Below are 24608 nucleotides of genomic sequence, written 5' to 3' on the forward strand. Positions count from 1 at the left end.
CGATGAAGGCCGTGCACGGCGCCTGGCGCTGTGCACGGCCTTTGCTGTACCCGGGTTGGCTGTAGCCCGGCTAAGTGCTTGGTTAAGCGGTGCGGCTGACCGCGGCCTCGGCAAGCTTGCGGAGCGCCGTCTTGGGCAGCTCGTCCAGCGGCAGCAGGTCCAGGGCGTCAAAGGCGGCCCGGCCGAATTCCTCGATCAGGACCTCGGTGGCCTGCAGCGCACCGCAGTCGACGATGATCCGGCGGATTTCCTCGACATCCCCGGCGGTCAGGTCCGGGCTGCCGAGCTTGGCGTCGATGAAGCTCGATTCCGCCGGCGCGGCCTGGTCGAGTGCGAACGCCACCAGCACCGTACGCTTGCCCTCCCGGAGGTCGTCGCCGGCCGGCTTGCCGGTGGTGACCGGGTCGCCGAAGACTCCCAGCACGTCGTCGCGGAGCTGGAAGGCCTCGCCGAGGGGGAGCGCGAACGCCGAGTAGCCGCGCAGCAGCTCGTCCGAGGCGCCGGCCAGTGCGCCGCCCAGCGCGAGCGGGTGCTCGGTGGAGTACTTGGCCGACTTGAAGCGGATGATGGACTGGGCCCGGCTGACGGCACCGGCTCGGTCGCGGTGCGGGCCGGCGACTTCCTCGAGGATGTCCAGGTACTGGCCGGCCATGACCTCGGCGCGCATCAGGTTGAAGATGAGCCGGGCCTGGCTGCCGGAAGCGGCCCGGTCGCCGATTTCGGTGAACGATTCCTCGCTGAAGGACAGGCAGAGGTCGCCGGTCAGGATGGCGGCGGCATGGCCGAAGCGCTCCGGATCCAGCGCCCAGCCCTGGCTCGCGTGCAGCTCGGTGAAGCGGCGGTGCACGCTGGGGCCGCCCCTGCGGGTGTCCGACCGGTCAATGATGTCGTCGTGGATCAGTGCTGCGGCCTGGAACAGCTCCAGCGCGGAGCCGGCCGTGACCACTTCGCAGGCCCCGGCGTCGCCGCCCGCGCCGCGCCAGCCCCAGTAGCACATCAGGGCGCGGAGGCGCTTGCCGCCGGTGACAAGGTTGGAGATGGAGCCCATCAAGGGATCGATGTCCGGGGAAATGGCGGACATGACGGTGGTGCGGGCGGTCAGGAAATCGGTCAGCTTGCCGGCGACGGCGGCCACGAAGTCCGTCTGCTCCACCCGGAGTTGTTCGGCCAGGCTCACTTGACGGACTTCGCGGCGACGTTGGCGCCGATGGTGAAAGTGGAGACGCCGGCCGTCTCCACGACGGCGAGGTTCACGGTTTCATTGCCCCCGCGCAGGAAATCCTTGGAGGCCACCGACCCGACTTTCTCACCGGGGACGGCCTTGAACCCCTGGCTCTCCAGCTTCTTGCTGTAGAACGCCACGACTCCGGCGGCCGGCGAGCTGATTTTTGCCACCATGGCGACCGTGGCCGGGGTGTCGGTCTTGTCGTAACTGCTGGATTCCACCTGGGCGCCCGGCATCACCGGGAGCAGGGTCTTCGGGAAGCCTTCCACCAGGGCGCCCACGGTGGCGGAAGTGCCGGGTTCGGCTGAGGGGCTGGGAGGGGCCGTGGTGGAGGCCTGGGCGGTGGACTGTGCCGCGGACGTTGACCCCGAGGCCGTCGGCGACGACGCCGCCGTGGCCCCGGGGGCGGGGGTGCACGCGGCCAGGGCCAGCAAAGCGCCGGCGGCGGCCAGTGCCGTCACGGCGCGGTTGCGCTCTCCAATAACCTTCACGGGGGTCTTCCTCCTGGTGTTGACGCCGGATTCAGCCTCCAGTTTAGTCAGTCGCTGCGGATAGGATTGTTGTGTGGGGCCGGACAGCGAAAATCAGCATGGGGAACAGAACAGCGAAGCCAGGCTTCGCGAACTCCGGCGCAGCAGCATCCTGCACGTGGACATGGACGCTTTCTTTGTCTCGGTGGAGCTCCGCAGCCGGCCAGAGCTCAAGGGCCGGCCCGTGATCGTCGGCTACCCCGCGGACCGGTCCGTGGTGCTGTCGGCCTCCTACGAGGCCCGCAAATTCGGCGTCAAGTCCGCGATGCCGATGGCGGTCGCGGCGCGGATGTGCCCCTCGGCCACCATCATCGAACCCCGCCACAAGCTGTACTACGAAGTCTCCGGCCAGATTATGGCCATCTTCGGGTCGATCACCGACCTTGTGGAGCCGCTGAGCGTCGACGAGGCCTTCCTCGACGTCGGCGGCGCCATCCGGCGCCTCGGCCCGCCCCGGGAAATCGGCGAACTGATCCGCCGCCGGGTGGAAGGTGAACTGGGCATTACGGCGTCGGTGGGCATCGCGGCCAGCAAGTTCGTCGCCAAGATCGCGTCCACCCGGTGCAAGCCGGACGGCCTGCTGCTGATCGGCCCGGACGAGACGGTGCCGTACCTGCACACCCTGCCGGTCAACGCGCTCTGGGGCGTCGGTGCCAAGACCGTCGAGGTGCTCGCCCGGATGGGCATCCGGACCGTCGCCGATGTAGCCGCGACGCCGCTGCCGTCCCTGCGGAAGATCCTCGGAGCCACGGGGGAGCACGTCTACCGCCTGTCCTGGGGCATCGATCCCCGGCCGGTGACCCCCGTCCGGCTGGAAAAGAGCATCGGGGCGGAAGAGACGTTTGCGGTGGACACGGCCGACGACGCCCTGCTGCACCGCGAGCTGCTGCGGCTCTCGCACCGCACGGCGGAGCGGCTGAGGAGCGCCGGCATGCACGCCCGGACCGTGGCGCTGAAGCTGCGTTACGCGGACTTCTCCACGATCACCCGAAGCCGCACCGTCAGCACCCCGATCGACAGCGCCCAGCTGCTCTACGGCGTCGCGGTGCAATTGCTGGAGTCCGTGGGCCAGCGGCCCATGACGGTGCGCCTGATCGGAATCCGGGCGGAGCAGCTCGAGGAAGCCGCCCAGGCGCCGCTGCAGCTTAGCCTGGACCGCCGGGATGACAACTGGCGCGCGGCGGAGCAGGCGCTGGACCGCGTCACCCGCAAGTTCGGCAACAAATCGGTCCTCCCGGCCCGGCTGCTGGACCCGGGACCCGGCCCCGGCTGAACTCAAAGCCTGCGGGAACCAGGCCGTCCCGGCCGGGGTGCGGATCCGGCTGCGCGCAAGGGCCCTCCCGGCGCCGCGGAGCAGGGCCGGCGTCTTTCAGAACAGGGCGCAACAAACTATCCTTAGGTATACGCAGTTTTAGAACGACCGGATCAAACGTTCGGGTTGCCGGCCAGCCAACTAAACACCTCACAGGGAACCGCGGATCCGCATTTCACCAACGACGGGAAATGGGAACGGGAAGCGGGAACCAGCCGGGAAGCCCGGTCGTTAGGGGTTTAGGGACAAGGGCCGCGTCAAGTCCGGACGTTGGCCGACTTAAGGAGGTCGTGATGCCGCTCTCGGAGCACGAACAGAAGTTGCTGGAGCAACTTGAGAAGCAGCTGCACGAGGACGATCCCAAGTTTGCCAGTTCGATGGGCTCGGATCCGGGTCGTTCCTGGTCCACCCGTCATCTGGTCATCGGGGTCCTCGGCGCCCTCGCGGGCATCCTGCTGCTGTTGCTGGGCGTCTCGTTGCAGAGCATTGTGGTAGGTGTGCTTGGCTTCGTCGTGATGGGCGCCGGCGTTTACTTCGCCACGATGCGCAGCTCAGGCGGCAAGGCCAGGCCGGGGGCCGCCGGCGGAAAGTCCGGCAAGCCGCGCAGTTCCTTTATGAGCAGCCTTGAGGAGCGCTGGGAGGAACGGCACCGCGGGGACTCCTGAGGCAGGGCTGCTTCTGCGGCCACCCCGGATCCTCCATTCCGCACCACTAAGACTTCCTTAGGCCACGAAAGACCCGCTTCGGCGGGTCTTTCGCCGTTTAACTGACCGTCGTTTCCACGGGTTTCATGCGTCGATTGCTCCGACGCCGCCCTTTTGGGGTGCCTAAACGGCGGTTAGGGAGCAGCCGATGGGTGGCACGCCCAGCGCAAATCCCTCCACTGCGCCCCACTTTTGAGGCTTCCCTTTGTTCCCAAGGAAAATTTGGCCGAAAAACTGCCGAAAATGGGTCGAAATACACCGGATGTCGTTGACGGGGGAGCGAAGTGGAGTAATGTGGAGGACGTAAGAGGGTAGTGGCAGCACAGGGGACGTTGGACTTCCTACAACAGACAGGCGGTGGGCCGTGTTTCTCGGCACACATTCGCCGCGTCTGGATGAAAAGGGTCGCATCATCCTCCCGGCGAAGTTCCGCGAGGAACTCGCCGCCGGCCTGGTTCTCACACGGGGCCAGGAACGTTGCATCTACGTCTTCAGCGAGGCGGAATTCGGCCGGGTTCACGAGCAGATGCGGGAGGCTCCAATCTCCTCCAAGCAGGCTCGCGACTACATCCGCGTTTTCCTCTCTGGAGCCTCCGACGAGGTACCTGACAAGCAGGGGCGCGTGACGATTCCGCCGGCGCTCCGGGAGTACGCAGGTCTCGGCAGGGAGCTGGCCGTCATCGGCGCCGGCACCCGGGCGGAGATCTGGGACGCCCAGGCCTGGAACGAGTACCTGGCCGAAAAGGAAACCGCCTTCTCGGAAACCGACGACGCCATCCCGGGGATCCTCTAAAAACCCCGCAGGCGCCGGCACCACCAGCACCACCCGTTTCTTGACCGAGATCTCCAGCCGCCCATCCGGCAGTTCACCTGGCTCACTTCCCCGGAGCCAGGCGGACCGCAGGGTAGGCGCGGATGGGGATCTGGATCAAGAAGCAGCAAAGCCGCAAGCAAGATCAAAGAGCACGATCCGCAGCAGGACCTGACAGCCACTCCCAGCAACGAAAGGACGCAGGCATGAGTGACGACTCCAACCAGGCGAAGCCTACGTCCGAACGCCATGTACCGGTCCTCAAGGACCGGTGCATCAATTTGTTGGCACCGGCTTTCGAAGAGGCCCGACGCCGCGGCGAGACGCCCGTCGTCGTCGACGCCACGCTGGGCATGGGTGGGCACTCCGAAGCGATGCTGCAGCGGTTCCCGGATCTGCACCTGATCGGCATCGACCGTGACGAGGAGGCGCTCGCCCTGGCCGGGGAACGCCTGGCGCCTTTCGCCGACCGGATCGACCTGGTCCACGCGGTGTACGACGAGATCCCCGACGTCCTGGCGGACCTGGGCTTCAACGAGGTCCACGGCATCCTGATGGACCTTGGCGTCTCCTCCCTGCAGCTGGATGAGCGGGAACGCGGCTTCGCCTATTCCTTCGACGCGCCGCTGGACATGCGGATGGACACCAGCCGCGGCCAGACCGCCGCCGACATCGTCAACAACTACAGCGAAGAGGACCTCGTCCGGATCATCCGGAAGTGGGGCGAAGAGAAGTTCGCCGGCCGGATCGCCAACCGGATTGTGGCGGCCCGGGCGCAGAAGCCTTTCGCCACCACCGGGGAACTTGTCGAGACCATCCGCGCCGTCGTTCCCGCCGGTGCCGCCAAGAGCGGCGGCCACCCCGCGAAGCGGACCTTCCAGGCGCTCCGGATCGAGGTCAATGAGGAACTCGAAGTCCTGGAGCGTGCGATCCCGGCCGCCGTGGCCGCGATCGCCCTGGGCGGCCGGGTCGTTGTGATGTCCTACCACTCGCTGGAAGACAAGATCGTCAAGGGGGTCTTCCAGGCCGGCTCCAAGTCCTCGGCTCCGCTCGGCTTCCCGGTGGAGCTCGAGGAACACAAGGCCGAACTCAAGACCCTGACGAAGGGCACCGAGGTGCCCACCGCAGCAGAAATCGCAGAAAACCCACGCGCCGCTTCCGCCAGGCTCCGCGCCGTGGAACGTATCAAAGCCAGGAGAGTCGCATGAGCACCGCCGCCGTCAACAGCTTCCCCGTTGCCACCGCTGCCACCGCCCGTGCCCTCACGGACCTGCAGCCGGCTGCGCCCGTCCGCAAGTCCCGCACCCCGCTCTCCGTCGTCCGGACTGTTCCGCGCAAACGCCGGGCACCGTTCGTCGTGATGTGCTTCGGGATCCTGGCGCTGGCGTTGATGGCGGTGCTGGTCCTGAACATCTCCGTCTCCTCGGCGCAGTACCAGCTGGTGGAACTGCGGGCCAAACAGTCAACGCTGACCAAGCAGAACCAGGACCTCACCCAGCAGGTACAGAACTTTGATGCCCCGCAGAACCTGGCCGCCAAGGCCACGGAACTGGGCATGGTGGCCTCCGCCGGCAAGGGCCAGATCGACCTGTCCACCCTGTCTGTCACCGGGCAGGCCAAACCGGCAGTCAAGGGCGACGCCCCCGGCGCCGTCATTGCCGCGCCGGCCGTTGCGGGCCAGATCAATGTGGTCCCCTCGGTGTCGGAGGCCGAGCCGCTGCTCAACCGCAAGCCGGCCGAGCCCAGCACGGCCCCCGCGGCCGCCGCACCGGCTGCGCAGGCCCCGGCCGTCAAGGCGCCCGCGCCGGCCGTGGACCTGCACGGTGGGTCCGTCCCCGCCCCCGCGCAGAAGGCCCCCGGTAAGTAGCGGACGGGACCAACCGACCAGCCAGGCAAGCAGCAAGGAAACATCGTGGCGCAGAACACCGGCAAGGCACGCACAGGCAAGACGCCGAGCGCCACGCGGCGGTTGCGGCTCGGGCTGGGCATCATGCTCTCGCTCCTGCTGGTGGTCGGCGGGAAGCTGTTCCTGGTCCAGGGCCTCGACGTCGGCGGCATGGCCGAGGCGGCACTGCAGAACCGGCTCAAGCCGATTGAGCTGCCCGCGGAGCGGGGCAGCATCCTCGACTCCCGGGGCACGGTCCTGGCCAGCAGCGTGATCCGCTACAACGTCGTGGTGGACCAGACCGTGAACACCAACACCGAATCCTTCCCGCGGCTTGAAAAAGTCGAGGGCAAGGACACGGTCGTCAAGATCCCCCGGGACCAGGGCATCGAAGAGCTCGCCACCGTGCTGGGCATGAGAAAGGACGACCTCAAGGCGGCGCTGACCGGAACCCAGCGCTACTACATCGTGGCCAAGGACATCCGGCCCGACGTCGAGGACCGCATATCCAAGCTCCAGATCCCCGGCATCGTCACCGAGGGCACCAGCAAGCGTGTTTACCCCAACGGCTCCGTTGCCGGCGGCATCGTGGGCTTCCTCAAGGACGGCACCACCGGCCAGGCCGGCCTCGAACAAACCCAGGACGAGGTGCTCCGTGGCACCGCGGGCAAGCGGCTCTTCGAAATCGGCGCCGACGGGCTGCGGATCCCGGTGGGCGTGGACCAGTTCACGCCGGCCGTCAACGGCAAGGACATCAAGCTCACCCTGAACTCGGACCTGCAGTACTTCGCCCAGCAGGCCATCCAGAGCCAGAAGGACAAACTCAGCGCCGAGTGGGGCATCATCGTCGTCGCCGACGCCAAAAACGGCAACATCATCGCGATGGCGGACACCGACGCACCGGACCCCAATGATCCCGGCAAGGTGGACGCCAAGGATCGCGGCGTCCGGGCGGTGACCGCCGCCTATGAGCCGGGCTCGGTGGAGAAGATGATCACCGCCGCCTCCGCAATCGAGGAGGGCACCGCCCGCCCGCTGGACAAATTCACCATTCCGCCGACGTACACCGTGGACGGCCAGACGTTCACCGACGCCTTCGAGCACGGCACCGAGCAACGCACGCTGGCGGGCATCGTCGGCTATTCCATGAACACCGGCACGGTCATGGTGGGCCAGCGGCTCAGCAAGCAGAAGCGGCACGACTGGCTGCAGAAGTTCGGCATCGGCGAGGCGCCGGACATCGGCCTGCCCGCCGAGGCCAAGGGCATCCTGACGCCCGCCGACCAGTGGGACGGGCGCCAGCAGTACACCGTGCTGTTCGGCCAGGGCGTTGCCCAGTCGACCCTGCAAACGGTCCGCGCCTACCAGAGCATCGCCAACGGCGGCGTGATGCTCCAGCCGCGCCTGATCGACAGCTACATCAGCCCCGACGGCTCCGAGGAGAAGGTCCCGGCCAAGCCCAGCCGGCAGGTTGTGTCCAAAGACACCGCCCGGCAGGTGCGGGACATCCTGGAGAGCGCCGTCACCGAGGGCGAAATCAAGGACGCCGCGATTGACGGGTACCGTGTGGGGGCCAAGACCGGCACCTCCGAGTCACCGTGCGACGACGGCAAGTCCGGTTTCTGCGGCTACACCGCCTCGATGGTGGGGATGGCGCCGATGGACGATCCGCGGTTTATTGTTGAAGTGGTCCTGCAACGGCCCAAGGGCAGCATCTACGGCATCACCAACGGGCCAGTCTTCCGTTCGGTGATGAGCCAGACGCTGCGCACGTACAATGTGGAGCCGTCCACCGGGAAGCCGGTCCGGCTGCCGCAGTACGCCAAGTAGCATCCAGCACCACGAGTCAGCAGCACCAACCAGTTCCACGCAGCACGGCCTGCGTGCGGGGCCTTCTCCGCGCGCGGCGCCCGATGCCCCAGCACCGCAACGGAGATCCCCTTGTCAGAGCTCAATGCCCAGGACGCGGCAGCCGCGCCGTCCGGCCAGGACTCCACGTCGGCGTTCCGGCCCACGTCGGTCGCCCCGGTGCCGCTGGAAACCATTGGTGAGTGGATCGGCGTCGTCGTTCCCGGAGCCTCCGCCGCCGTCGCGGTGACCGGGATCTCGCTGAACTCCCGGACGGTCCTGCCGGGGGACCTGTACGTAGCGCTCCCCGGCGCCACCCGGCACGGCGCGGACTTCGTCTCCCAGGCGGTGGACGCCGGCGCCGTCGCGGTGCTGACCGACGACGCCGGGGCGCGCCTGCTGGCGCTCTCCAACGACATCGCGGTGCCGGTGCTGCTGGCCGCGGTGCCGCGCAGCCTCGTCGGGCGCCTCTCCGCACTGATCTACCGGAGCCGGCCGGAGAACGGCGCGTCGCCGGCCCTGTACGGCGTCACCGGGACCAACGGCAAGACCACCACCACCTACTTCATCAACTCCCTGCTGCAGGCGCTGGGCCAGAAGACCGGGCTGATCGGAACCATCGAGATCCTGGCCGGCGGCGAAGCGATCCCCAGCCTGCTCACCACCCCCGAGTCAACCGACGTCCACGCCCTGCTGGCGCTAATGCGCGAACGCGGCCTCGATGCCGCGTCGATGGAAGTGTCCTCGCACGCCATCTCCTTCCACCGGGTCGACGGCGTGGTGTTCGACGTCGCCGGCTTCACCAACCTGACGCAGGACCACCTGGACCTGCACGGGACCATGGAGGAGTATTTCGAGACCAAGGCCCGGCTCTTCACGGCACAGCGCGCCCGCGCCGCCGTCGTGACGGTCGACGACGAATGGGGCCGGAAGCTCGCCGTCGGCGCCGGCATCCCCGTCACCACCCTCGCCACGAACACCGGCGCAGGGGACGGCGACGCGGGCGGCCCGGCAGCGGACTGGAGGGTCCTGGACCCGCAGCCGCGCGGACTCGGCACCGAGTTCAGCCTGCGGCACCGGGACGGCACCGAACTGCGCGTGCACACCGGCCTGCCCGGAAGCTTCAACGTGGCCAACGCCGCCCTGGCCACGGCCATGGTCCTGGCCGGCGGCGCCGCCCCGGCGCAAGTGCAGGCCGCCCTCGACAGTGCGGACCCCTTCACCGTGGCCGTCCCCGGCCGCATGCAGCTCGTGGCAACGGCCCCGGCCGCCGTGGTCGACTTCGCCCACAACCCGGACGCCCTCGCCCGCGCGCTGGAAGCCGTGCGCTCACCGCAGCCGGGCTCCAGGGTGATCATCGTCTTCGGCGCCACCGGCCAGCGCGACCAGGGCAAACGGCCCGCGATGGGGGCCATCGCGGCCCGGCTCGCGGACATTGTGATCGTCAGCGACGACGACCCGCACGACGAGGACGCCGCCGCCATCCGCGCCGATGTGCTGGCCGGGGCCCTCGAGGCCAAGGCCGCCGAACACCTTGACTGCACGGTGCTGGAGGTTTTCCCCCGCGACGCAGCCATCCGCAAAGCGGTGGAACTCGCCGCCCCGGAGGACACGATCCTGGTCGCCGGCCGCGGCCACGAGGTCTGGCAGGAGGTGAAGGGCGTCAACCTGGCGCTCGATGACCGGGTGGAGCTGCGCTCCGCCTTGACAGCACGAGGATTCACCGTTCTCGATGACCAGCGGATAGAGTCCTAAACCGAGATGATTGCATTTACCGCGGCGGAAATCGCCGAAATAACCAACGGCCGGCTGGCCGCCGAACCGGGCATCACGCCCGGCTCTGTGGTGACCGACTCCCGCGAAGCCACGGCGGGTTCCCTCTATGTGGCCAAGCCGGGCGACGCCGCCGACGGGCACGATTTCGTGGCCGCCGCGTTCGACCGCGGAGCCGTCCTGGCCCTCGTCCAGCAGGACGTGGCCGACGCCGACGGGCGCAACTACCCGGCCGTCGTCGTCGAGGACTCCGTGCTGGCCATGGGCGCCCTCGCCGCCGAGGCCGTCCGCCGGATCCGCGCCCGCCGCGCCGCCGGGGGAGCGGCGTTCACCGTGATCGGTATCACCGGGTCCGCGGGCAAGACCACCACCAAGGACCTGCTGGCCGGAATCCTCGCCGAAGACGGCGAGACGGTAGCGCCGCAGGGCTCCTACAACGGCGAAGTCGGCGTCCCGCTGACCGTCTTCAAGGCCGGGTTCGAGACCCGCTACCTCGTGATCGAGATGGGCGCCACCGGCATCGGCCACATCCGCTACCTCGCGGACATGGTCCGCCCGGAGATCGGCGTGGTGCTGGCCGTCGGCACGGCCCACGCCGGCGAATTCGGCGGGGTCGAGAACATCGCCCTGGCCAAGGGCGAACTGGTTGAAGCCCTGCCCGCCGACGGCACGGCCGTGCTGAACCTGGACGACGCCCGCGTGGCTGCCATGGCCGCCCGCACGTCCGCAACGGTCCTCGGCTTCTCCGCACAGCCCGCGCGGGCCGGCCAAGGCGCCGCCGTGCAGGCCGAGGACGTCGAGTTGAACGCCGCAGGCAACCCGGAATTCGACCTCCTGCTTCCGGGCGACAGCGCCCGCCACCACGTCTCGGCCAAGCTGATCGGGGCCCACCACGTGGGCAACCTGCTGGCCGCGGCCGGCGCTGCGCACGCCGCCGGAATCCCCGGCGCGCAGATCGCCGCCTCGCTGAGCGCCCAGAAAGCGGCAAGCCGCTGGCGGATGGAACGCACCGAGCGCCCCGACGGTGTGACCATCATCAACGACGCCTACAACGCCAACCCCGAGTCCATGCGCGCCGCCCTGCGCACGCTCGCGGACCTGGGCCGCGGCCGCCGGACCTGGGCCGTGCTCGGCGCCATGCTGGAACTCGGCGAAGACTCCATCCGCGAGCACACCGCCGTCGGCACCCAGGTGGTCCGGCTCAATATCTCCCGGCTGCTGGTGATCGGACGCCAGGCCCGCGCCCTCTACGTTTCCGCGGTCAACGAGGGCTCCTGGGGAGATGAATGCCTGTTCGCCGAAACCGTGGACGAAGCCTACGAGATCCTGCGCTCCGAACTCGAGCCCGGCGACCTGGTCCTCTTCAAGTCCTCCAACAGCATCGGACTGCGCCATCTGGGGGATCGGATAGCATTACCCCCACTGGCACCGGAGGCGGCTGCCGGGGATCCTGCCGGGACCGCTGCTGAATCCACCGCGGCGACCACCGCTGAAGGGAGCACGCTGCCGTGATCGCACTGCTGATGGGCTCCGGGTTGGCCCTGCTGCTGTCCTTCCTGGGCACCCCGCTCTTTATCCGCTTCCTGGTCCGCAAGAGTTACGGACAGTTCATCCGGGACGACGGGCCCACCTCGCACCACACCAAGCGCGGCACACCCACCATGGGCGGCACCGTCGTCGTGGTCGCGGTGCTGGTCAGCTACGGCATCACGCACCTGGTGATGTGGATGATGAACCCCCGGTCGCCGGGCCCGTCCGCCTCCGCGCTGCTGTTGCTCTTCCTCATGGTCGGGATGGGCCTTGTCGGATTCCTGGACGACTTCATCAAGATTTCGGCGCAGCGCAGCCTGGGCCTGAACGCCAAGGCCAAGCTGATCCTGCAGGCAGCGGTCGGCATCATCTTCGCGATCCTGGCCCTGAACTTCCCGGACGAGAACAACGTCACGCCAGCGTCCTACCAGATCTCCCTGGTCCGCGACATCCCGTGGCTGAACCTCGCGTTCGGCGGCACCGTGCTCGGCGCCATCCTGTTCGTGCTCTGGTCCAACCTGATCGTCACCGCCGCCACCAACGGGGTGAACCTCACCGACGGCCTCGACGGCCTGGCCGCCGGCGCGTCCGTGATGGTCTTCGGTGCCTACACGATCATCGGGATCTGGCAGAGCAACCAGGCCTGCGGCTCACCCCGCCAGGCCGGCAGCGGCTGCTACACCGTCCGCGACCCGCTCGACCTCGCCCTGCTCGCCGCCATCCTGAGCGCCGCCCTGGTCGGCTTCCTGTGGTGGAACACGTCCCCGGCGAAGATCTTTATGGGCGACACCGGGTCGCTGGCAATCGGCGGCGCCGTCGCCGGCTTCGCCATCCTGTCCCGCACCGAACTGCTGCTCGCCTTCATCGGCGGCCTCTTCGTGCTGATCACCCTCTCGGTGATCATCCAGGTCGGCTACTTCAAGATCACCAAGGGAAAGCGCTTCTTCAAGATGGCCCCGTTGCAGCACCACTTCGAACTCAAGGGCTGGGCGGAAGTCACCGTCGTGGTCCGGTTCTGGATCCTTTGCGGGCTCTTCGTCGCCGCCGGCCTGGGCATCTTCTACGCCGAATGGGTGGTGCTGCTGTGAGCGGCATTATTCCGGAACCGTTGTCCAGTTCGCCGCGGCTGGAGCACCTGACGAGCTGGGACTCGGACTGGGCCGGGCTCCGCGTGGTTGTCACCGGCATCGGGATTTCCGGCTTCGCCGCCGCGGACACCCTGATTGAGCTCGGCGCCCGCGTCGTCGTGGTGGATGCCGCGGACAGCGCCAAGGCCCGCGCCCAGGCGGACACCCTCCGGATTGTCGGCGCCGCGGACGTGCTCCTCGGCGAGGACGCCGTGGACTCAGTGCCCAGGGTCGACGGCGAAATGCCCGAACTGATCGTCACCTCACCCGGCTGGCGGCCCGACCAGGCCCTGCTCGCCGCTGCCGCCCGGGCGCACATCCCGATCTGGGGCGACGTCGAACTCGCCTGGCGGGTGCGCGAACGCAAGGGCCGCAAGACCGCGGACTGGCTCACGATCACCGGCACCAACGGCAAGACCACCACCGTCGGCCTGACCGAATCGATGCTGCAGGCCGCGGGCCTCAAGGCGATTGCGGTCGGCAACGTCGGCACGCCGATCCTCGACGCCCTCCGCGACCCGGTGGACTATGACGTCTTCGCCGTCGAACTCTCCAGCTTCCAGCTGCACTGGAGCCACTCCGTGTCGCCGGTTGCCAGCGTCTGCCTCAACGTCGCCGAAGACCACGTGGACTGGCACGGCTCCTACGACTCCTACCTGGCGGACAAAGCCAAGGTCTACGAGCGCACGCAGAAGGCATGCATTTACAACGCCGAGCAGATCGAAACCGAGCGGATGGTCGAAGACGCCGACGTGGTGGAGGGCTGCCGCGCGGTGGGCTTCACCACCCTCACGCCGGCGATCAGCATGATCGGCGTCGTCGAAGGCCTGCTGGTGGACCGTGCGTTCATCCCCGAGCGCAAGGACAGCGCCGCCGAGCTGGCCGCGATGTCCGACCTGGGGCCGGTGGCGCCCCGGCACATGGTGGCCAACGCCCTGGCCGCGGCCGCCCTCGTCCGGGCCTACGGCGTGGAACCGTCCGCCGTCCGCCGGGGGCTGCAGAACTACCTGCCGGGGGACCACCGCATCCAGCCGGTCGCCCGGCACGAGGGTGTGCTCTGGATCAACGACTCCAAGGCCACCAACCCGCACGCCGCCGCGGCCGCGCTGTCCGCGTTCCAGGACGTGGTCTGGATCGCCGGAGGGCTGTCCAAGGGTGTGAATTACGACTCACTGGTCCGGGACAACGCCGCCCGGCTCAAGGCCGTGGTGCTGATCGGCGCGGACTCGTCGGACCTGCTGGCCTCGCTCCAGCGACACGCGCCGGATGTCCCCGTGATCGGCCAGGCCAAGGGCGAGACTGAAGAGGTGCAGACTGCCGAAACGGCCCACGCCCACGCAGCCCCCTCACCGATCTTTGGTGAGACTGTGATGGCACGGGCCGTAGCATCGGCGGCGCAGCTGGCCGCCCCGGGGGACACTGTGCTGCTGGCCCCGGCAGCTGCATCCATGGATCAGTTCTCTTCCTATGCTCACCGTGGCGACGCCTTCATCGAAGCTGTCCGCGAGCTCGTGGAAGGGCAGGCTCAGACCACCGAGGAGTAGCAATGGTCAGCACGCCCACCCGTCCCGCCACGGCGCGGACGGCCTCCACCGCAGGTGGAAAACCAGGTGGAAAACCAGCCGGACAACCAGCCGGGACAGCCGGCAGCACCGCCGCCGGCGCGGCAGCCGGTGCGGGGCCGCGTCCGACGCCCGTGGCCAGGGTCCGCGGCTGGTACCGCGGCTTCTGGGCCGCGCTGGAGGGCACCGGCAGGTCACGGAACGGCTCCACCTATTACCTCATCCTGGGCTCCACCCTCGCGTTGACCGCGATCGGCATCCTGATGGTGCTGTCCGCCTCGAGCGTGGAGGCGATCGCGGCGGGGGAGTCGGCCTACACGGCAGCCGGCAAGCAGAGCCTCTTCGCCGGCATCGGCCTGTTCTGCATGTTCGTGCTCTCCCGCGTCAACGTCGTCTGGCTTAAGCGCGGCGCCTGGGCCGCCATCCTGGGGGCCTTTGTCCTGCTGGTCCTGGTGCTTCTGGTGGGCCGGAGCGCACTCGGCAACCAGAACTGGATCGACGTCGGACCCTTCACCTTCCAGCCTTCCGAGGCGGCCAAGCTGGCCCTCGCCCTCTGGATGGCGACGGTGCTGAACGCCAAGGCCAAGCTCCTGCACCAGGCCAAACACGCCCTGATCCCGGTGGTGCTCCCGGGAGCGGCCGGCGTGATCGGCCTGATCCTGTTGGGCAACGACCTGGGCACGGCAATGATCGTCATGCTGATCACGGCCGCCGCGCTCTACTTCGCCGGGGTGCGGCTCTATCTGTTCGGCATCGCCGGGGTGGTACTGGCCGTCGGCACCGCGGTGCTCGCCATCACCAGCCCCAACCGGGTCTGCCGCATCCTGTCCTGGACCGGCCAGACTTGCGCGGACGGCTCGGACGTGAACTACCAGTCCACCAACGGCCTCTACGCCCTGGCGTCCGGCGGCTGGTTCGGCGTGGGGCTGGGCCAGAGCCGGCAAAAATACAGCTGGATTCCGGAAGCCCACAACGACTTCATTTTCGCCATCATCGGCGAGGAGCTCGGCCTGATCGGCACCATCGTCGTCCTGATCCTGTTCGCGATCCTGGGCACGGCGATCTACCGCGTTGTGGTGGCGCAGCAGGGCCTCTTCCACCGGGTCCTCGCCGGCGCCATCATGGTCTGGTTGCTCGGCCAGGCCTCCGTCAACATGGCCGTGGTCACCGGCCTGCTCCCCGTGGTCGGCATTCCGCTGCCGTTCATTTCCTACGGCGGCTCGGCCCTGCTCATGTCGCTGTGTGCCATCGGCGTAGTGTTGTCCTTGGCCCGGGCCCAAATGGCACCGGACATGCAGCCGAAGGGGATGTTCAGGTTCGGGCCCGCCGGGTTCGCCAAAGTACTGCGCAAGCAGGCGGCCGCGCGGCGGGACGCCAAGCGTCCGGCCGGTACCCGCCCCCCATCCCGGAAGCCCCCGGCAGCCAGGGACCAGGCACCTAAAGCCCCGGCAGCCAAAGCCCAGACGTCCAAGGCCCCGGCTGCCAATGACCTGGTCCCTGCGTCCCGCCCACCGGCCGGCAGCACTGCCGTCCGCCGGCCCGGCACCCGGACACCCGCCCCCAAGAACCCCGCACGAAAGCGTACCTAGCCCGCCATGAAGACCGAGTCGTCCTTGTCCGTCGTCCTTGCCGGCGGCGGCACCGCCGGGCACATCAGCCCGCTGCTCGCCATCGCCAACGCCCTGCGTGAGGTCAGGCCCGGCGCGCAGCTGCTCGCCGTCGGCACTCCGGGCGGCATGGAGGCCCGGCTGGTGCCCGCCGCCGGGCTGGACCTGGCCACGGTCAGCCGGGTCCCGTTTCCGCGCAAGCCCTCAATGGAGCTCGTGCGGCTCCCGGGCAAGCTCGCCGCCGCCGTCCGGCAGGCCGGCTCCATCCTCGACGACGCCCGGGCCGACGTTCTCGTCGGCGTCGGCGGCTACGTCTGCACCCCGCTGTACCTTGCCGCGTGGCGCCGCAAAATCCCGATCGTGGTGCACGAGGCGAACACCCGGCCCGGGCTCGCCAACCGCGTCGGAGCCCGGCTGAGCCGCCACGTGGCCGTGGCGTTCGCGGAGACCAGGCTGCGCGGGGCACGGCACGTCGGCATGCCGATGCGCCGCGAGATCTCCGGCCTGGACCGGGCCGCTGCCCGGTCCGCCGCGCGCACCGCGCTCGGCCTCGACCAGGACAAGCCCACCCTGATCGTCACCGGCGGCTCGTCCGGTGCGCAGAGCATCAACCGCGCCATCGCCGCCTCGGTCGACGCCCTGGCCGACGCCGGCATCCAGACCCTGCACATCACCGGGCGCGGCAAGACCGTCCACGACGCCCAGGGCAAACCGCTGGCAGCGCCCGGCTACCGCCAGGTCGAATACGTGGACGGCATGGAACTGGCCTACGCCGCCGCCGACCTCCTGCTGGCCCGCTCCGGCGCCGCGACCGTCTGCGAGGTCGCCGCCGTCGGCGTTCCGGCCGTCTTCGTTCCACTCCCGATCGGCAACGGTGAACAGGCGCTCAACGCCGCCGGCCTGGTCAACACCGGCGCGGCGCTCCTGGTCGAGGACAGCGCTTTCGACGCCGCCTGGATCAGCGGGCACATCATCGCGCTGCTGGGCGACGGCCCCCGGCTGGAGGCCATGGCCGCCGCCGCCGAACAGCTCGGCATCCGGGACGCGGACCGTCGGATGGCCGCCCTCGTCCTCGAAGCCGCGCAGCCCGCGGCCGGCCGCACCCCCGGGCAGCCATGACGGTCATGACCGGGCGACCATGAGCAGGACGGCACAGAACCCCGGGCAACGACCCGGCAGCGACACCAACACGGCAGCGACAGTGAACAGCAGGCAGGAAGCGGTAAAGCAATGACCCAGGCCCAGAACGGCACCCCGCCGGCGGCCCGCACCCAGGACTCCCTGGGCCGCGTGCACTTCATCGGCATCGGCGGGGTGGGGATGTCCGCGGTGGCCCGCATCATGGTGACCCGCGGTATGACGGTGAGCGGTTCGGACGCCAAGGACCTGCCCGTCATGGCCGAGCTCGCCGCGGCCGGCGCGCGGATTGCGGTCGGCTACGACGCGGCGAACCTGGGCGACGCCCAGACCGTCGTCGCAGGCTCAGCCATCCGCCCGGACAACGCCGAGCTGGCCGCGGCCCGCTCCGCCGGGCTGCCCGTGCTGCACCGCTCCGAGGCCCTGGCCGCCACCATGGCGCAGGACACGGCCGTCACCGTCGCCGGTACACACGGCAAGTCCACCACGACGTCGATGATCACGGTGCTCCTGCAGGGCGCCGGCCTGGACCCGTCTTTCGCCATCGGCGCCAACGTCCCCGCCCTGGGCGTCAACGCGGCCTCCGGAGCATCCCCGGTCTTCATCGCTGAAGCCGACGAATCGGACGGCTCCTTCCTGAACTACCGGCCGCAGATCGCGGTCGTGACCAACGTCGAGCCGGACCACCTGGACTTCTACGGGACGGCCGAGGCGGTCTACGCCTCCTTCGACCGCTTCGCCGAACTCCTCCCCGCGGACGGCGTGCTGGTCGCCTGCGCCGACGACGACGGCGCCCGCGCCCTCGCGCTGCGCACCCGGCAGCGGGGCAACACCCGGGTGGTCCTGTACGGCACCGCGGCGGACGCCGACGTGACGCTGCACGACGGCGGCCCGGGCGACGTCTGGATCTCCACCGCGGCGGGGAAATTCGCCGTCGAACTCCAGGTCCCCGGCCGGCACAACGCGCTCAATGCCGCCGCGGCGTTTGCGGTGGCTCTGGAGCTGGGCGTTGCCCCTGAAACGGCCGCCGGCGCGCTGGCCACCTTCTCCGGCGCCTCGCGCCGCTTTGAATTCAAGGGCGCCGGCCGCGGTGTGCGCGTCTACGACGACTACGCCCACCACCCCACCGAGGTGCGGGCGGCCCTCGCCGCGGCCCGCTCGGTGGCCGGCGACCACCGGGTCCACGTGCTGTTCCAGCCGCACCTGTTTTCCCGGACCCGGGAGTTCGCGCACGAGTTCGCGGAGGCCCTGAACGCGGCGGACACCGCCCTGTTGCTCGACATCTACCCGGCCCGCGAGGATCCCATTCCCGGCGTCACCAGCCAGCTCATCGCCGACCACCTGGGCGCCGGCGGACGGCTCGTCGGCCCCGGCGAGGAGGCCGTCCGGGCCGTGCTCGAGGCTGCCGCGCCGGGGGACATTGTGCTCACAGCCGGCGCAGGCGACGTGACCGCCTACGGCCCGCGCATCGTCGACGCACTGACCCTCGGGGCGCCGGATGCCTAGCACGCGCCGGCCCGCCTACCCGTCCGGGCCGCGCGGCTCCGCTTCCGGCCGGCCGGCAGCCGGGCAGGAGGACGTCATCTCGGCGTCCAAGGCCGATCCGGCAGCCGGGGATCCGGCAGCGCCCAAGCCGTCCGCCCCGACACCCTCAGCCGTTGACGCGGCCGGGACCGGCGGAACAGGCCCGCAACGCGGCAACGTGCTCGCCTTCCCGGAACCGAAGGCGAAGCGGCGCCGCCGGATCATCATCAGCACGGTCGCGGCGATCGCCCTGCTGGCTGCGGCGGTCGTGGCGGCGGCCATTTACTCGCCGTGGCTCGCGGTCCACACGGTCACCGTGCAGGGCACCCGGATGCTCACCGCGGACCAGGTCAAGGCGGCCCTGGCGCCGCTGCAGGGCAAGCCCCTGCCGCAAATCAGCGATGACGAGGTGGGCCGGCTGTTGCGGCCGCTGGTCCAGGTCAAGGCGGTCACCACGCAAGCCCGGCCGCCCTCAACGCTGCAGGTGCGGATCACCGAGCGCGTCCCGGTGGCGCTGGTGAAGCAGGGGCAGGCCTACCAGCTGGTGGACGTCGACGGCGTCCAGCTGGGCACGACCAAGGATCCCGCGTCGATCAAGCTTCCGGTGATCGACAGCGGCCGGGGCGCACTGCCCAAGGACCTGTTCCACGCCGTCACCGCGGTGCTCGGTGCGCTCCCGCCGGATGTCCTGGCCCGGCTTTCCGATGCCTCGGCCAAATCCGCGGACGCCGTCGAACTCAAGCTGGTGGACGGCCGGACGATTGTCTGGGGCAACGCGGGGGACAAGGAACTCAAAGCCAGGGTGCTCTCGGCCCTGCTGAAGGCGCCTGCGGATCCGAAAAATCCGGTGGCGGTGTACGACGTGAGCGTGCCGCGCCACCCGGTCACCCGATAGCTCCCCATCACCTACCCCGGTCCGCGGCCGGGCGGTGGTCACCATGGTGCCGCCGCGGGGACGCGGCGGCGCCGATCAGCGGCGAAAAAGCAGAATCAGAGGGCATTTTTCCGGTATTCCCGCGACACGCGGAGCCGGTTATTGAATGTCCCCGGCATAGGAAATAGCGTCACAGACATGAGTTACTTGACATAACTATAACCTTCAACTGGAAGGTTAAGGTTCAAAGCTTCAAGCTCGACTCCATCAGTTTTCGCAATAGAACACGAACAAGGGACACGTAACGTGGCAGCTCCGCAGAATTACTTGGCCGTCATCAAGGTCGTCGGCATCGGCGGCGGTGGCGTGAACGCAGTCAACCGCATGATCGAGGTGGGTCTTCGCGGCGTCGAATTCATCGCCATCAACACGGACGCCCAGGCGCTGTTGATGTCCGATGCGGACGTCAAGCTCGACGTCGGACGTGAGCTGACCCGCGGCCTGGGAGCCGGTGCGAATCCTGAGGTAGGCCGGCAGGCAGCCGAGGACCACGCCGACGAGATCGAAGAGGTTATCCGAGGCGCAGACATGGTCTTCGTCACCGCCGGCGAAGGCGGCGGCACCGGCACCGGCGGCGCGCCCGTCGTGGCCCGCATCGCCCGCTCGCTGGGTGCGCTGACCATCGGCGTCGTCACCCGCCCGTTCACCTTCGAGGGGCGCCGCCGCGCCGGCTCCGCCGAAGCCGGCATCGACGCGCTGCGCGACGAGGTCGACACCCTGATCGTGATCCCGAATGACCGGCTGCTGTCCATCAGCGACCGCAACGTCTCCGTGCTGGACGCCTTCCGCTCCGCCGACCAGGTCCTGTTGTCCGGTGTCCAGGGCATCACCGACCTGATCACCACCCCGGGCCTGATCAACCTTGACTTCGCGGACGTCAAGTCCGTGATGCAGGGTGCGGGTTCCGCGCTGATGGGCATCGGCTCGGCCCGCGGCGAAGACCGCGCCGTCAAGGCTGCGGAGCTGGCCATCGCCTCGCCGCTGCTGGAAGCCTCCATCGACGGCGCCCATGGCGTCCTGCTCTCCATCCAGGGCGGCTCGGACCTCGGACTCTTCGAAATCAACGAGGCCGCCCGCCTGGTGCAGGAAGTGGCCCACCCGGAGGCCAACATCATCTTCGGTGCCGTGATTGACGACGCGCTCGGGGACGAAGCCCGCGTAACGGTGATCGCTGCCGGGTTCGACGACGTCAAGGCCACCTCGCCCTCGATGGACCAGTCCCAGCCGGCCCCGGCCCGTCCTGCCGCGCCCGCACCGGCTCCGGCCCAGGCTCCCGCCGCGGCGCCGGTCCAGCCGCTGCACGCCGGCGTCGGCGCGTCCGGGCTCAGCAACTGGGGCCAGCAGCGCCCCTCGGCCGTCCCGGCCGACTCGGGCTTTGACGTGGACCTTCCCTCCGTCGTCGAGCCGGACCTCTCCGGCCGCCACTCGGATGACCTCGACGTGCCGGACTTCCTGAAGTAGGCCGTCGCTTTCACAAACCAGCACCAAGCACCATGGCACTGCCCTGACGGCAGTGCCATGGTGCTTTCGCGGGGGTTACGGTAGTCGATATGGGTTTTCTAATGTTTGCGGTTCCTGAAGTGGCGGTGTGCTGAGTGTTTTCCTGGCGAGCTGAGGTGCGGCCCGGCATCTGGGTGGCGTTCACGAACGTAGCGGCGGGCAACCTGGCGCTCCATGTCGGCGACGACCCGGTGCAGGTGCACCGCCGCCGGGAACGGCTCGAACAAGCCGCCGGGGTGGGCCCCCGCCGCTTCCAGTTCATGAACCAGGTGCACGGCAATGCAGTGGCAGTCGTTGGCGGAGGCACCCCGGCCGGGGAACCTGACCCGCCGGCTGCCGATGCCCCCACCGCCGACGCCATGGTGTCCGCCGGCGGGGCGCTGGCGGTTATGGTGGCGGACTGCGTGCCGATTGTCCTGGTGGGGGAGCGCGCGGCGGGCAGTGACGCTGCGCCCGTGTTCGGCGTCGTCCACGCCGGCCGGCCGGGCCTGGCCGCCGGGGTGGTTCCCGCCGCGGTGGCGCAAATGCGTGAACACGGAGCCACCGGGATCAGCGCGTGGATCGGCCCGTCCATCTGCGGTCAGTGCTACGAGGTGCCGGACAGCATGCGCGCGGAGGTTGCGGGGTCCGTTCCGGCGGCCTGGTGCACCACGGCCCAGGGCGCGCCCGGACTGGATCTGCCGGCCGGTGTCCGCAGCCAGCTTGCGGCCGAGGGTGTCGCCGTCGAGTATTCCGGCGGTTGCACCCGGGAAGACGCAGAGCTGTACTCATACCGGCGCGACGGCCGCACCGGCCGTTTCGCGGGCCTGGTCTGGACCGCCTCGCCCGCCGGGGCCCTCACATGACGGTGCCCGCAGCGGACGCTGCTCCGGCGGACCCAAGATCCGCCCAGCTGCGCGAACGCCTTGACGCGGTCCGGCAGCGGATCGACGACGCCGTGGCCGCCGCCGGGCGCCAGTCCACTCCGGAGCTGATCGTGGTCACCAAATTCCACCCGGCCGAGGACGTCGCGCGGCTGGCCGCGCTCGGCGTCACCGATGTCGGCGAAAACCGGGACCAGGAAGCGGCAGGGAAGGCCGCGGCGCTGCAGGAGCTGGACCTGCGCTGGCATTTCATCGGCCAGCTGCAAAGCAACAAGGCCAAATCCGTCGTCAGGTACGCCCACTCGGTGCACTCCGTGGACCGGCCCCAGCTGGTCGCTGCACTGGCCAGGGCGCTCCGCGCGGAGCAGGAACGCACCGGCCGCGGAGACCTCGACTGCTTCATCCAGGTCAGCCTGGACGACGACGCCGACGGGCACCGCGGCGGCGCCCTGCCCGCGGAGGTCCCGGAGCTGGCCGCGCAGCTCGCAGCGGCCGCCGGACTCCGGCTGGCCGGCGTGATGGCCGTGGCGCCCCTTGGCGCAGCACCGGAGGCGGCGTTCCAAAAACTGGCGGAGATCTCCGCCCGGCTCCGCGCCGAGCACCCGCAGGCTACCGGCATTTCCGCCGGAATGAGCCAGGACCTGGAAGCGGCCATCCGGTTCGGGGCGACACACCTTCGAATTGGTTCCGATATTCTCGGTCCGCGCCCGGCGTTGCGGTAGGTTCAACGTATTGGAAGGTAATGGCGGGGATTCCAATGCAGTGAATTCAAAGCAGTGACTCCCACACGGTCACGTCACTGAGCGGCCCGCATACGGACACGATTAGGAGTCGACCATGGCTGGCGCTCTGCGCAAGACAATGATCTATCTTGGGCTCGCTGACGGCGACGAACACTACGAGTCCGAGCATCACACACCGCACAAGGATGAGGACGAATCCATGGAGCACGACCGCGAGGAGCGCCGTGCGCCGGCGCCCGTCCGCGAAGTCCCCAGGGAAGAGCCCTACGCCGCTGAAGAGGAATACCGCGCACCCGTGACACCCATCAAGCGAGCGGCCGCGAGCCGCGAAGAAACCACCGGCCTGCGGCAGATCACGACGATCCACCCGCGGTCCTACAACGACGCCAAGCTCATCGGTGAAAGCTTCCGTGACGGCATCCCCGTCATCATGAACGTCACCGACATGGGCGAAGCGGACGCGAAGCGCCTGGTCGACTTCTCGGCCGGCCTGGTGTTCGGCCTGCGCGGCAGCATCGAACGGGTGACCAACAAGGTGTTCCTGCTCTCGCCGTCGTATGTCGAAGTGATCGGCGACGACAAGAAGATCAGCGAGACGCAGGCCAGCTTCTTCAACCAGAGCTAGTCCAGGAATCCGTCCGGATGCCAGGCAGGGATACCTGCCTGGCATCCGTGCTGGGTGATCCGTGTTGGAATAGACGTGTTGGAATAGATGCGACCACCTGCCAGGCTACTGCGGTATCCGGAATGATCATGGAGATATGAGTTAACTCATGGGAATTGTTTTCGGACTTGTCTATATCGCACTGCTGCTATTTTTTGTGGCCCTCATCATCCGCCTGATCTTCGACTGGGTGCAGATGTTCGCCCGCAGCTGGCGTCCCCACGGCGTGGCGCTCGTCACCGCACACGCTGTGTACTCGGTCACAGACAGGCCACTCAAGCTGCTCGGCCGGGTCCTCCCGCCGCTGCGGCTCGGCGGAATCTCGCTGGATCTCGCGTTCCTGGTGCTGTTCATCGCCGTCTCGGTGGCCATGGGTATTGCCCGGTACTTCACCTACGCGCAGCCGATCGCCGCATAACCTGGGCGCCGGACCAGGTCCGCCGCCAAAAAGATAAAAACTCCGGTTTGACACTGCGGTGTTGAATTAGAGGAACCAGACCATATTTAGGTACCGTAGTTTTGACGGCCGGAAGGCCTACTGACTAACTAGACCAACGAGGTGACCAGATGGCTTTGACGCCAGAAGACGTTGTCAACAAGCGCTTTCAGCCGACCAAGTTCCGCGAAGGCTACGACCAGGACGAGGTTGATGACTTCCTGGACGAGATCGTCGTCGAACTGCGACGCCTGAACCAGGAGAACGACGAGCTGCGCAAGAAGCTCGCCGAAGCCGGTTCCGGCACGGCCGCCAGCTCCGCTGCTGGCGCTCCCGTCGTGGAGAAGGTGCCGGCACCCGTCAAGGCCGAGAAGGAAGACCGCGCCAAGGCAGAAGCCGAGGCCAAGGCCGCCGAAGCCGCCGAAGCTGCCAAGAAGAAGGAAGCCGACAAGGCTCCCGCTCCGGCACCTGCCCCGGCACCCGTTGCTGCGTCCGCGTCCGCCGAGTCCGCCGCCGGCCTGCTGGCCATGGCGCAGCAGATGCACGACAAGCACGTCGCCGACGGCGAACAGCAGCGCGACAAGATCATCGCCGAGGCGCAGATCGAAGCCAGCAGCCTGGTCAACGACGCGCAGGAAAAGTCCCGCAAGATCCTCGGCGCCCTCGAACAGCAGCGGTCCGTGCTGGAGCGCAAGGTCGAGCAGCTGCGCGGCTTCGAGCGCGACTACCGGTCCCGCCTGAAGGCCTACATCGAAGGCCAGCTGCGTGACCTGGATGCCCGTGGTTCGGTGGCGGCCCCCGAGGTCGAAGCCAGCTAGGACGTTTTACACGTATTCTGAAAGCCGGTGGCTGAGGACTCCTCGGCCGCCGGCTTTTGGCATTAACCCGGACGA

Annotated in this window: 21 protein-coding genes and 1 pseudogene; 20 read left to right on the top strand and 2 right to left on the bottom strand. The window is 68.7% G+C overall.

The window, feature by feature from the left end:
• Positions 1-82: 82 nt before the first annotated feature.
• Together AC1MBE_RS16340 and AC1MBE_RS16345 are read right to left on the bottom strand one after the other, a co-directional pair.
• Positions 83-1177: a polyprenyl synthetase family protein gene (locus AC1MBE_RS16340; protein ID WP_479779692.1), complete on the bottom strand. Its 1095-nt coding sequence runs from the start codon at positions 1175-1177 to the stop codon at positions 83-85.
• The gene (locus AC1MBE_RS16345) at positions 1174-1716 is read right to left on the bottom strand and encodes a hypothetical protein (protein ID WP_479779694.1); all 543 of its coding nucleotides are present in this window, start codon (positions 1714-1716) and stop codon (positions 1174-1176) included. Before AC1MBE_RS16345 ends, AC1MBE_RS16340 begins: the two co-directional genes overlap by 4 nt.
• Positions 1717-1789: 73 nt before the next feature.
• On the opposite strand from AC1MBE_RS16345, the gene dinB reads away from it, so the two are divergent.
• From dinB to AC1MBE_RS16445, 20 genes and pseudogenes are all read left to right on the top strand, one after another.
• Positions 1790-3028 carry a DNA polymerase IV gene (dinB, locus tag AC1MBE_RS16350; RefSeq protein WP_479779695.1) on the top strand — a complete coding sequence of 413 codons (1239 nt, stop codon included), beginning with the start codon at positions 1790-1792 and terminating at the stop codon, positions 3026-3028.
• A 332-nt stretch (positions 3029-3360) separates the two neighbouring features.
• Complete coding sequence (locus AC1MBE_RS16355) at positions 3361-3732, top strand: DUF3040 domain-containing protein (RefSeq protein WP_479779697.1); 372 nt, start codon at positions 3361-3363, stop codon at positions 3730-3732.
• A gap of 403 nt (positions 3733-4135) precedes the next feature.
• Positions 4136-4564 carry a division/cell wall cluster transcriptional repressor MraZ gene (mraZ, locus tag AC1MBE_RS16360; RefSeq protein ID WP_056740915.1) on the top strand — a complete coding sequence of 143 codons (429 nt, stop codon included), beginning with the start codon at positions 4136-4138 and terminating at the stop codon, positions 4562-4564.
• Between the two features lie 224 nt (positions 4565-4788).
• Complete coding sequence (rsmH, locus tag AC1MBE_RS16365; RefSeq protein WP_479779698.1) at positions 4789-5790, top strand: 16S rRNA (cytosine(1402)-N(4))-methyltransferase RsmH; 1002 nt, start codon at positions 4789-4791, stop codon at positions 5788-5790.
• Positions 5787-6449: a cell division protein FtsL gene (ftsL, locus tag AC1MBE_RS16370; RefSeq protein ID WP_479779700.1), complete on the top strand. Its 663-nt coding sequence runs from the start codon at positions 5787-5789 to the stop codon at positions 6447-6449. The genes rsmH and ftsL overlap by 4 nt, the downstream gene beginning before the upstream one ends.
• Before the next feature lie 45 nt (positions 6450-6494).
• The gene (locus AC1MBE_RS16375; protein ID WP_479779702.1) at positions 6495-8297 is read left to right on the top strand and encodes a peptidoglycan D,D-transpeptidase FtsI family protein; all 1803 of its coding nucleotides are present in this window, start codon (positions 6495-6497) and stop codon (positions 8295-8297) included.
• A gap of 111 nt (positions 8298-8408) precedes the next feature.
• On the top strand, positions 8409-10070 hold the full coding sequence (locus tag AC1MBE_RS16380; RefSeq protein WP_479779703.1) for a UDP-N-acetylmuramoyl-L-alanyl-D-glutamate--2,6-diaminopimelate ligase: 1662 nt from the start codon (positions 8409-8411) through the stop codon (positions 10068-10070).
• Positions 10071-10076: 6 nt separating this feature from the next.
• Entirely contained in the window at positions 10077-11600 is a 1524-nt protein-coding gene (locus AC1MBE_RS16385) for a UDP-N-acetylmuramoyl-tripeptide--D-alanyl-D-alanine ligase (RefSeq protein WP_479779705.1), read from the top strand.
• Positions 11597-12706, top strand: a complete 1110-nt coding sequence (gene mraY / locus AC1MBE_RS16390; protein ID WP_479779707.1) for a phospho-N-acetylmuramoyl-pentapeptide-transferase — start codon at positions 11597-11599, stop codon at positions 12704-12706. Before AC1MBE_RS16385 ends, mraY begins: the two co-directional genes overlap by 4 nt.
• On the top strand, positions 12688-14289 hold the full coding sequence (gene murD / locus AC1MBE_RS16395; RefSeq protein ID WP_479779709.1) for a UDP-N-acetylmuramoyl-L-alanine--D-glutamate ligase: 1602 nt from the start codon (positions 12688-12690) through the stop codon (positions 14287-14289). The genes mraY and murD overlap by 19 nt, the downstream gene beginning before the upstream one ends.
• A 2-nt stretch (positions 14290-14291) precedes the next feature.
• Positions 14292-15665, top strand: a pseudogene (gene ftsW / locus AC1MBE_RS16400) (putative lipid II flippase FtsW); the annotation flags it as partial.
• A 237-nt stretch (positions 15666-15902) separates the two neighbouring features.
• Positions 15903-17033, top strand: a complete 1131-nt coding sequence (gene murG, locus AC1MBE_RS16405) for an undecaprenyldiphospho-muramoylpentapeptide beta-N-acetylglucosaminyltransferase (protein ID WP_479779711.1) — start codon at positions 15903-15905, stop codon at positions 17031-17033.
• A 111-nt stretch (positions 17034-17144) separates the two neighbouring features.
• Positions 17145-18557 carry a UDP-N-acetylmuramate--L-alanine ligase gene (murC, locus tag AC1MBE_RS16410; protein ID WP_479779712.1) on the top strand — a complete coding sequence of 471 codons (1413 nt, stop codon included), beginning with the start codon at positions 17145-17147 and terminating at the stop codon, positions 18555-18557.
• A complete protein-coding gene (locus AC1MBE_RS16415; RefSeq protein WP_479779714.1) occupies positions 18550-19470 on the top strand; it encodes a cell division protein FtsQ/DivIB in 921 nt (306 codons plus the stop codon). The genes murC and AC1MBE_RS16415 overlap by 8 nt, the downstream gene beginning before the upstream one ends.
• Before the next feature lie 285 nt (positions 19471-19755).
• On the top strand, positions 19756-20970 hold the full coding sequence (gene ftsZ, locus AC1MBE_RS16420) for a cell division protein FtsZ (RefSeq protein WP_479779716.1): 1215 nt from the start codon (positions 19756-19758) through the stop codon (positions 20968-20970).
• Positions 20971-21104: 134 nt separating this feature from the next.
• A complete protein-coding gene (locus AC1MBE_RS16425) occupies positions 21105-21854 on the top strand; it encodes a purine nucleoside phosphorylase YfiH/LACC1 family protein (protein WP_479779718.1) in 750 nt (249 codons plus the stop codon).
• A complete protein-coding gene (locus AC1MBE_RS16430; RefSeq protein WP_479779720.1) occupies positions 21851-22594 on the top strand; it encodes a YggS family pyridoxal phosphate-dependent enzyme in 744 nt (247 codons plus the stop codon). Before AC1MBE_RS16425 ends, AC1MBE_RS16430 begins: the two co-directional genes overlap by 4 nt.
• Positions 22595-22709: 115 nt before the next feature.
• Positions 22710-23240 (top strand): cell division protein SepF, encoded by a 531-nt coding sequence (locus AC1MBE_RS16435; RefSeq protein ID WP_479779722.1) that lies wholly within the window; start codon positions 22710-22712, stop codon positions 23238-23240.
• 148 nt (positions 23241-23388) lie between these two features.
• Entirely contained in the window at positions 23389-23697 is a 309-nt protein-coding gene (locus tag AC1MBE_RS16440) for a YggT family protein (protein ID WP_479779723.1), read from the top strand.
• 149 nt (positions 23698-23846) lie between these two features.
• A complete protein-coding gene (locus tag AC1MBE_RS16445) occupies positions 23847-24533 on the top strand; it encodes a DivIVA domain-containing protein (RefSeq protein ID WP_479779725.1) in 687 nt (228 codons plus the stop codon).
• Positions 24534-24608 lie beyond the last annotated feature (75 nt).

The organism is Arthrobacter sp. BG5 (assembly GCF_056680155.1).

Excerpts from the sequence above, each read along its gene's own strand:
- AC1MBE_RS16435 (WP_479779722.1), top strand. The coding sequence starts at position 22,710 with ATGGCTGGCGCTCTGCGCAAGACAATGATCTATCTTGGGCTCGCTGAC.
- murC (WP_479779712.1), top strand. The coding sequence starts at position 17,145 with ATGACCCAGGCCCAGAACGGCACCCCGCCGGCGGCCCGCACCCAGGAC.
- rsmH (WP_479779698.1), top strand. The coding sequence starts at position 4,789 with ATGAGTGACGACTCCAACCAGGCGAAGCCTACGTCCGAACGCCATGTA.
- AC1MBE_RS16415 (WP_479779714.1), top strand. The coding sequence starts at position 18,550 with ATGCCTAGCACGCGCCGGCCCGCCTACCCGTCCGGGCCGCGCGGCTCC.
- AC1MBE_RS16430 (WP_479779720.1), top strand. The coding sequence starts at position 21,851 with ATGACGGTGCCCGCAGCGGACGCTGCTCCGGCGGACCCAAGATCCGCC.
- AC1MBE_RS16385 (WP_479779705.1), top strand. The coding sequence starts at position 10,077 with ATGATTGCATTTACCGCGGCGGAAATCGCCGAAATAACCAACGGCCGG.
- ftsL (WP_479779700.1), top strand. The coding sequence starts at position 5,787 with ATGAGCACCGCCGCCGTCAACAGCTTCCCCGTTGCCACCGCTGCCACC.
- AC1MBE_RS16445 (WP_479779725.1), top strand. The coding sequence starts at position 23,847 with ATGGCTTTGACGCCAGAAGACGTTGTCAACAAGCGCTTTCAGCCGACC.
- AC1MBE_RS16440 (WP_479779723.1), top strand. The coding sequence starts at position 23,389 with ATGGGAATTGTTTTCGGACTTGTCTATATCGCACTGCTGCTATTTTTT.
- AC1MBE_RS16355 (WP_479779697.1), top strand. The coding sequence starts at position 3,361 with ATGCCGCTCTCGGAGCACGAACAGAAGTTGCTGGAGCAACTTGAGAAG.
- murD (WP_479779709.1), top strand. The coding sequence starts at position 12,688 with ATGGGTGGTGCTGCTGTGAGCGGCATTATTCCGGAACCGTTGTCCAGT.
- murG (WP_479779711.1), top strand. The coding sequence starts at position 15,903 with ATGAAGACCGAGTCGTCCTTGTCCGTCGTCCTTGCCGGCGGCGGCACC.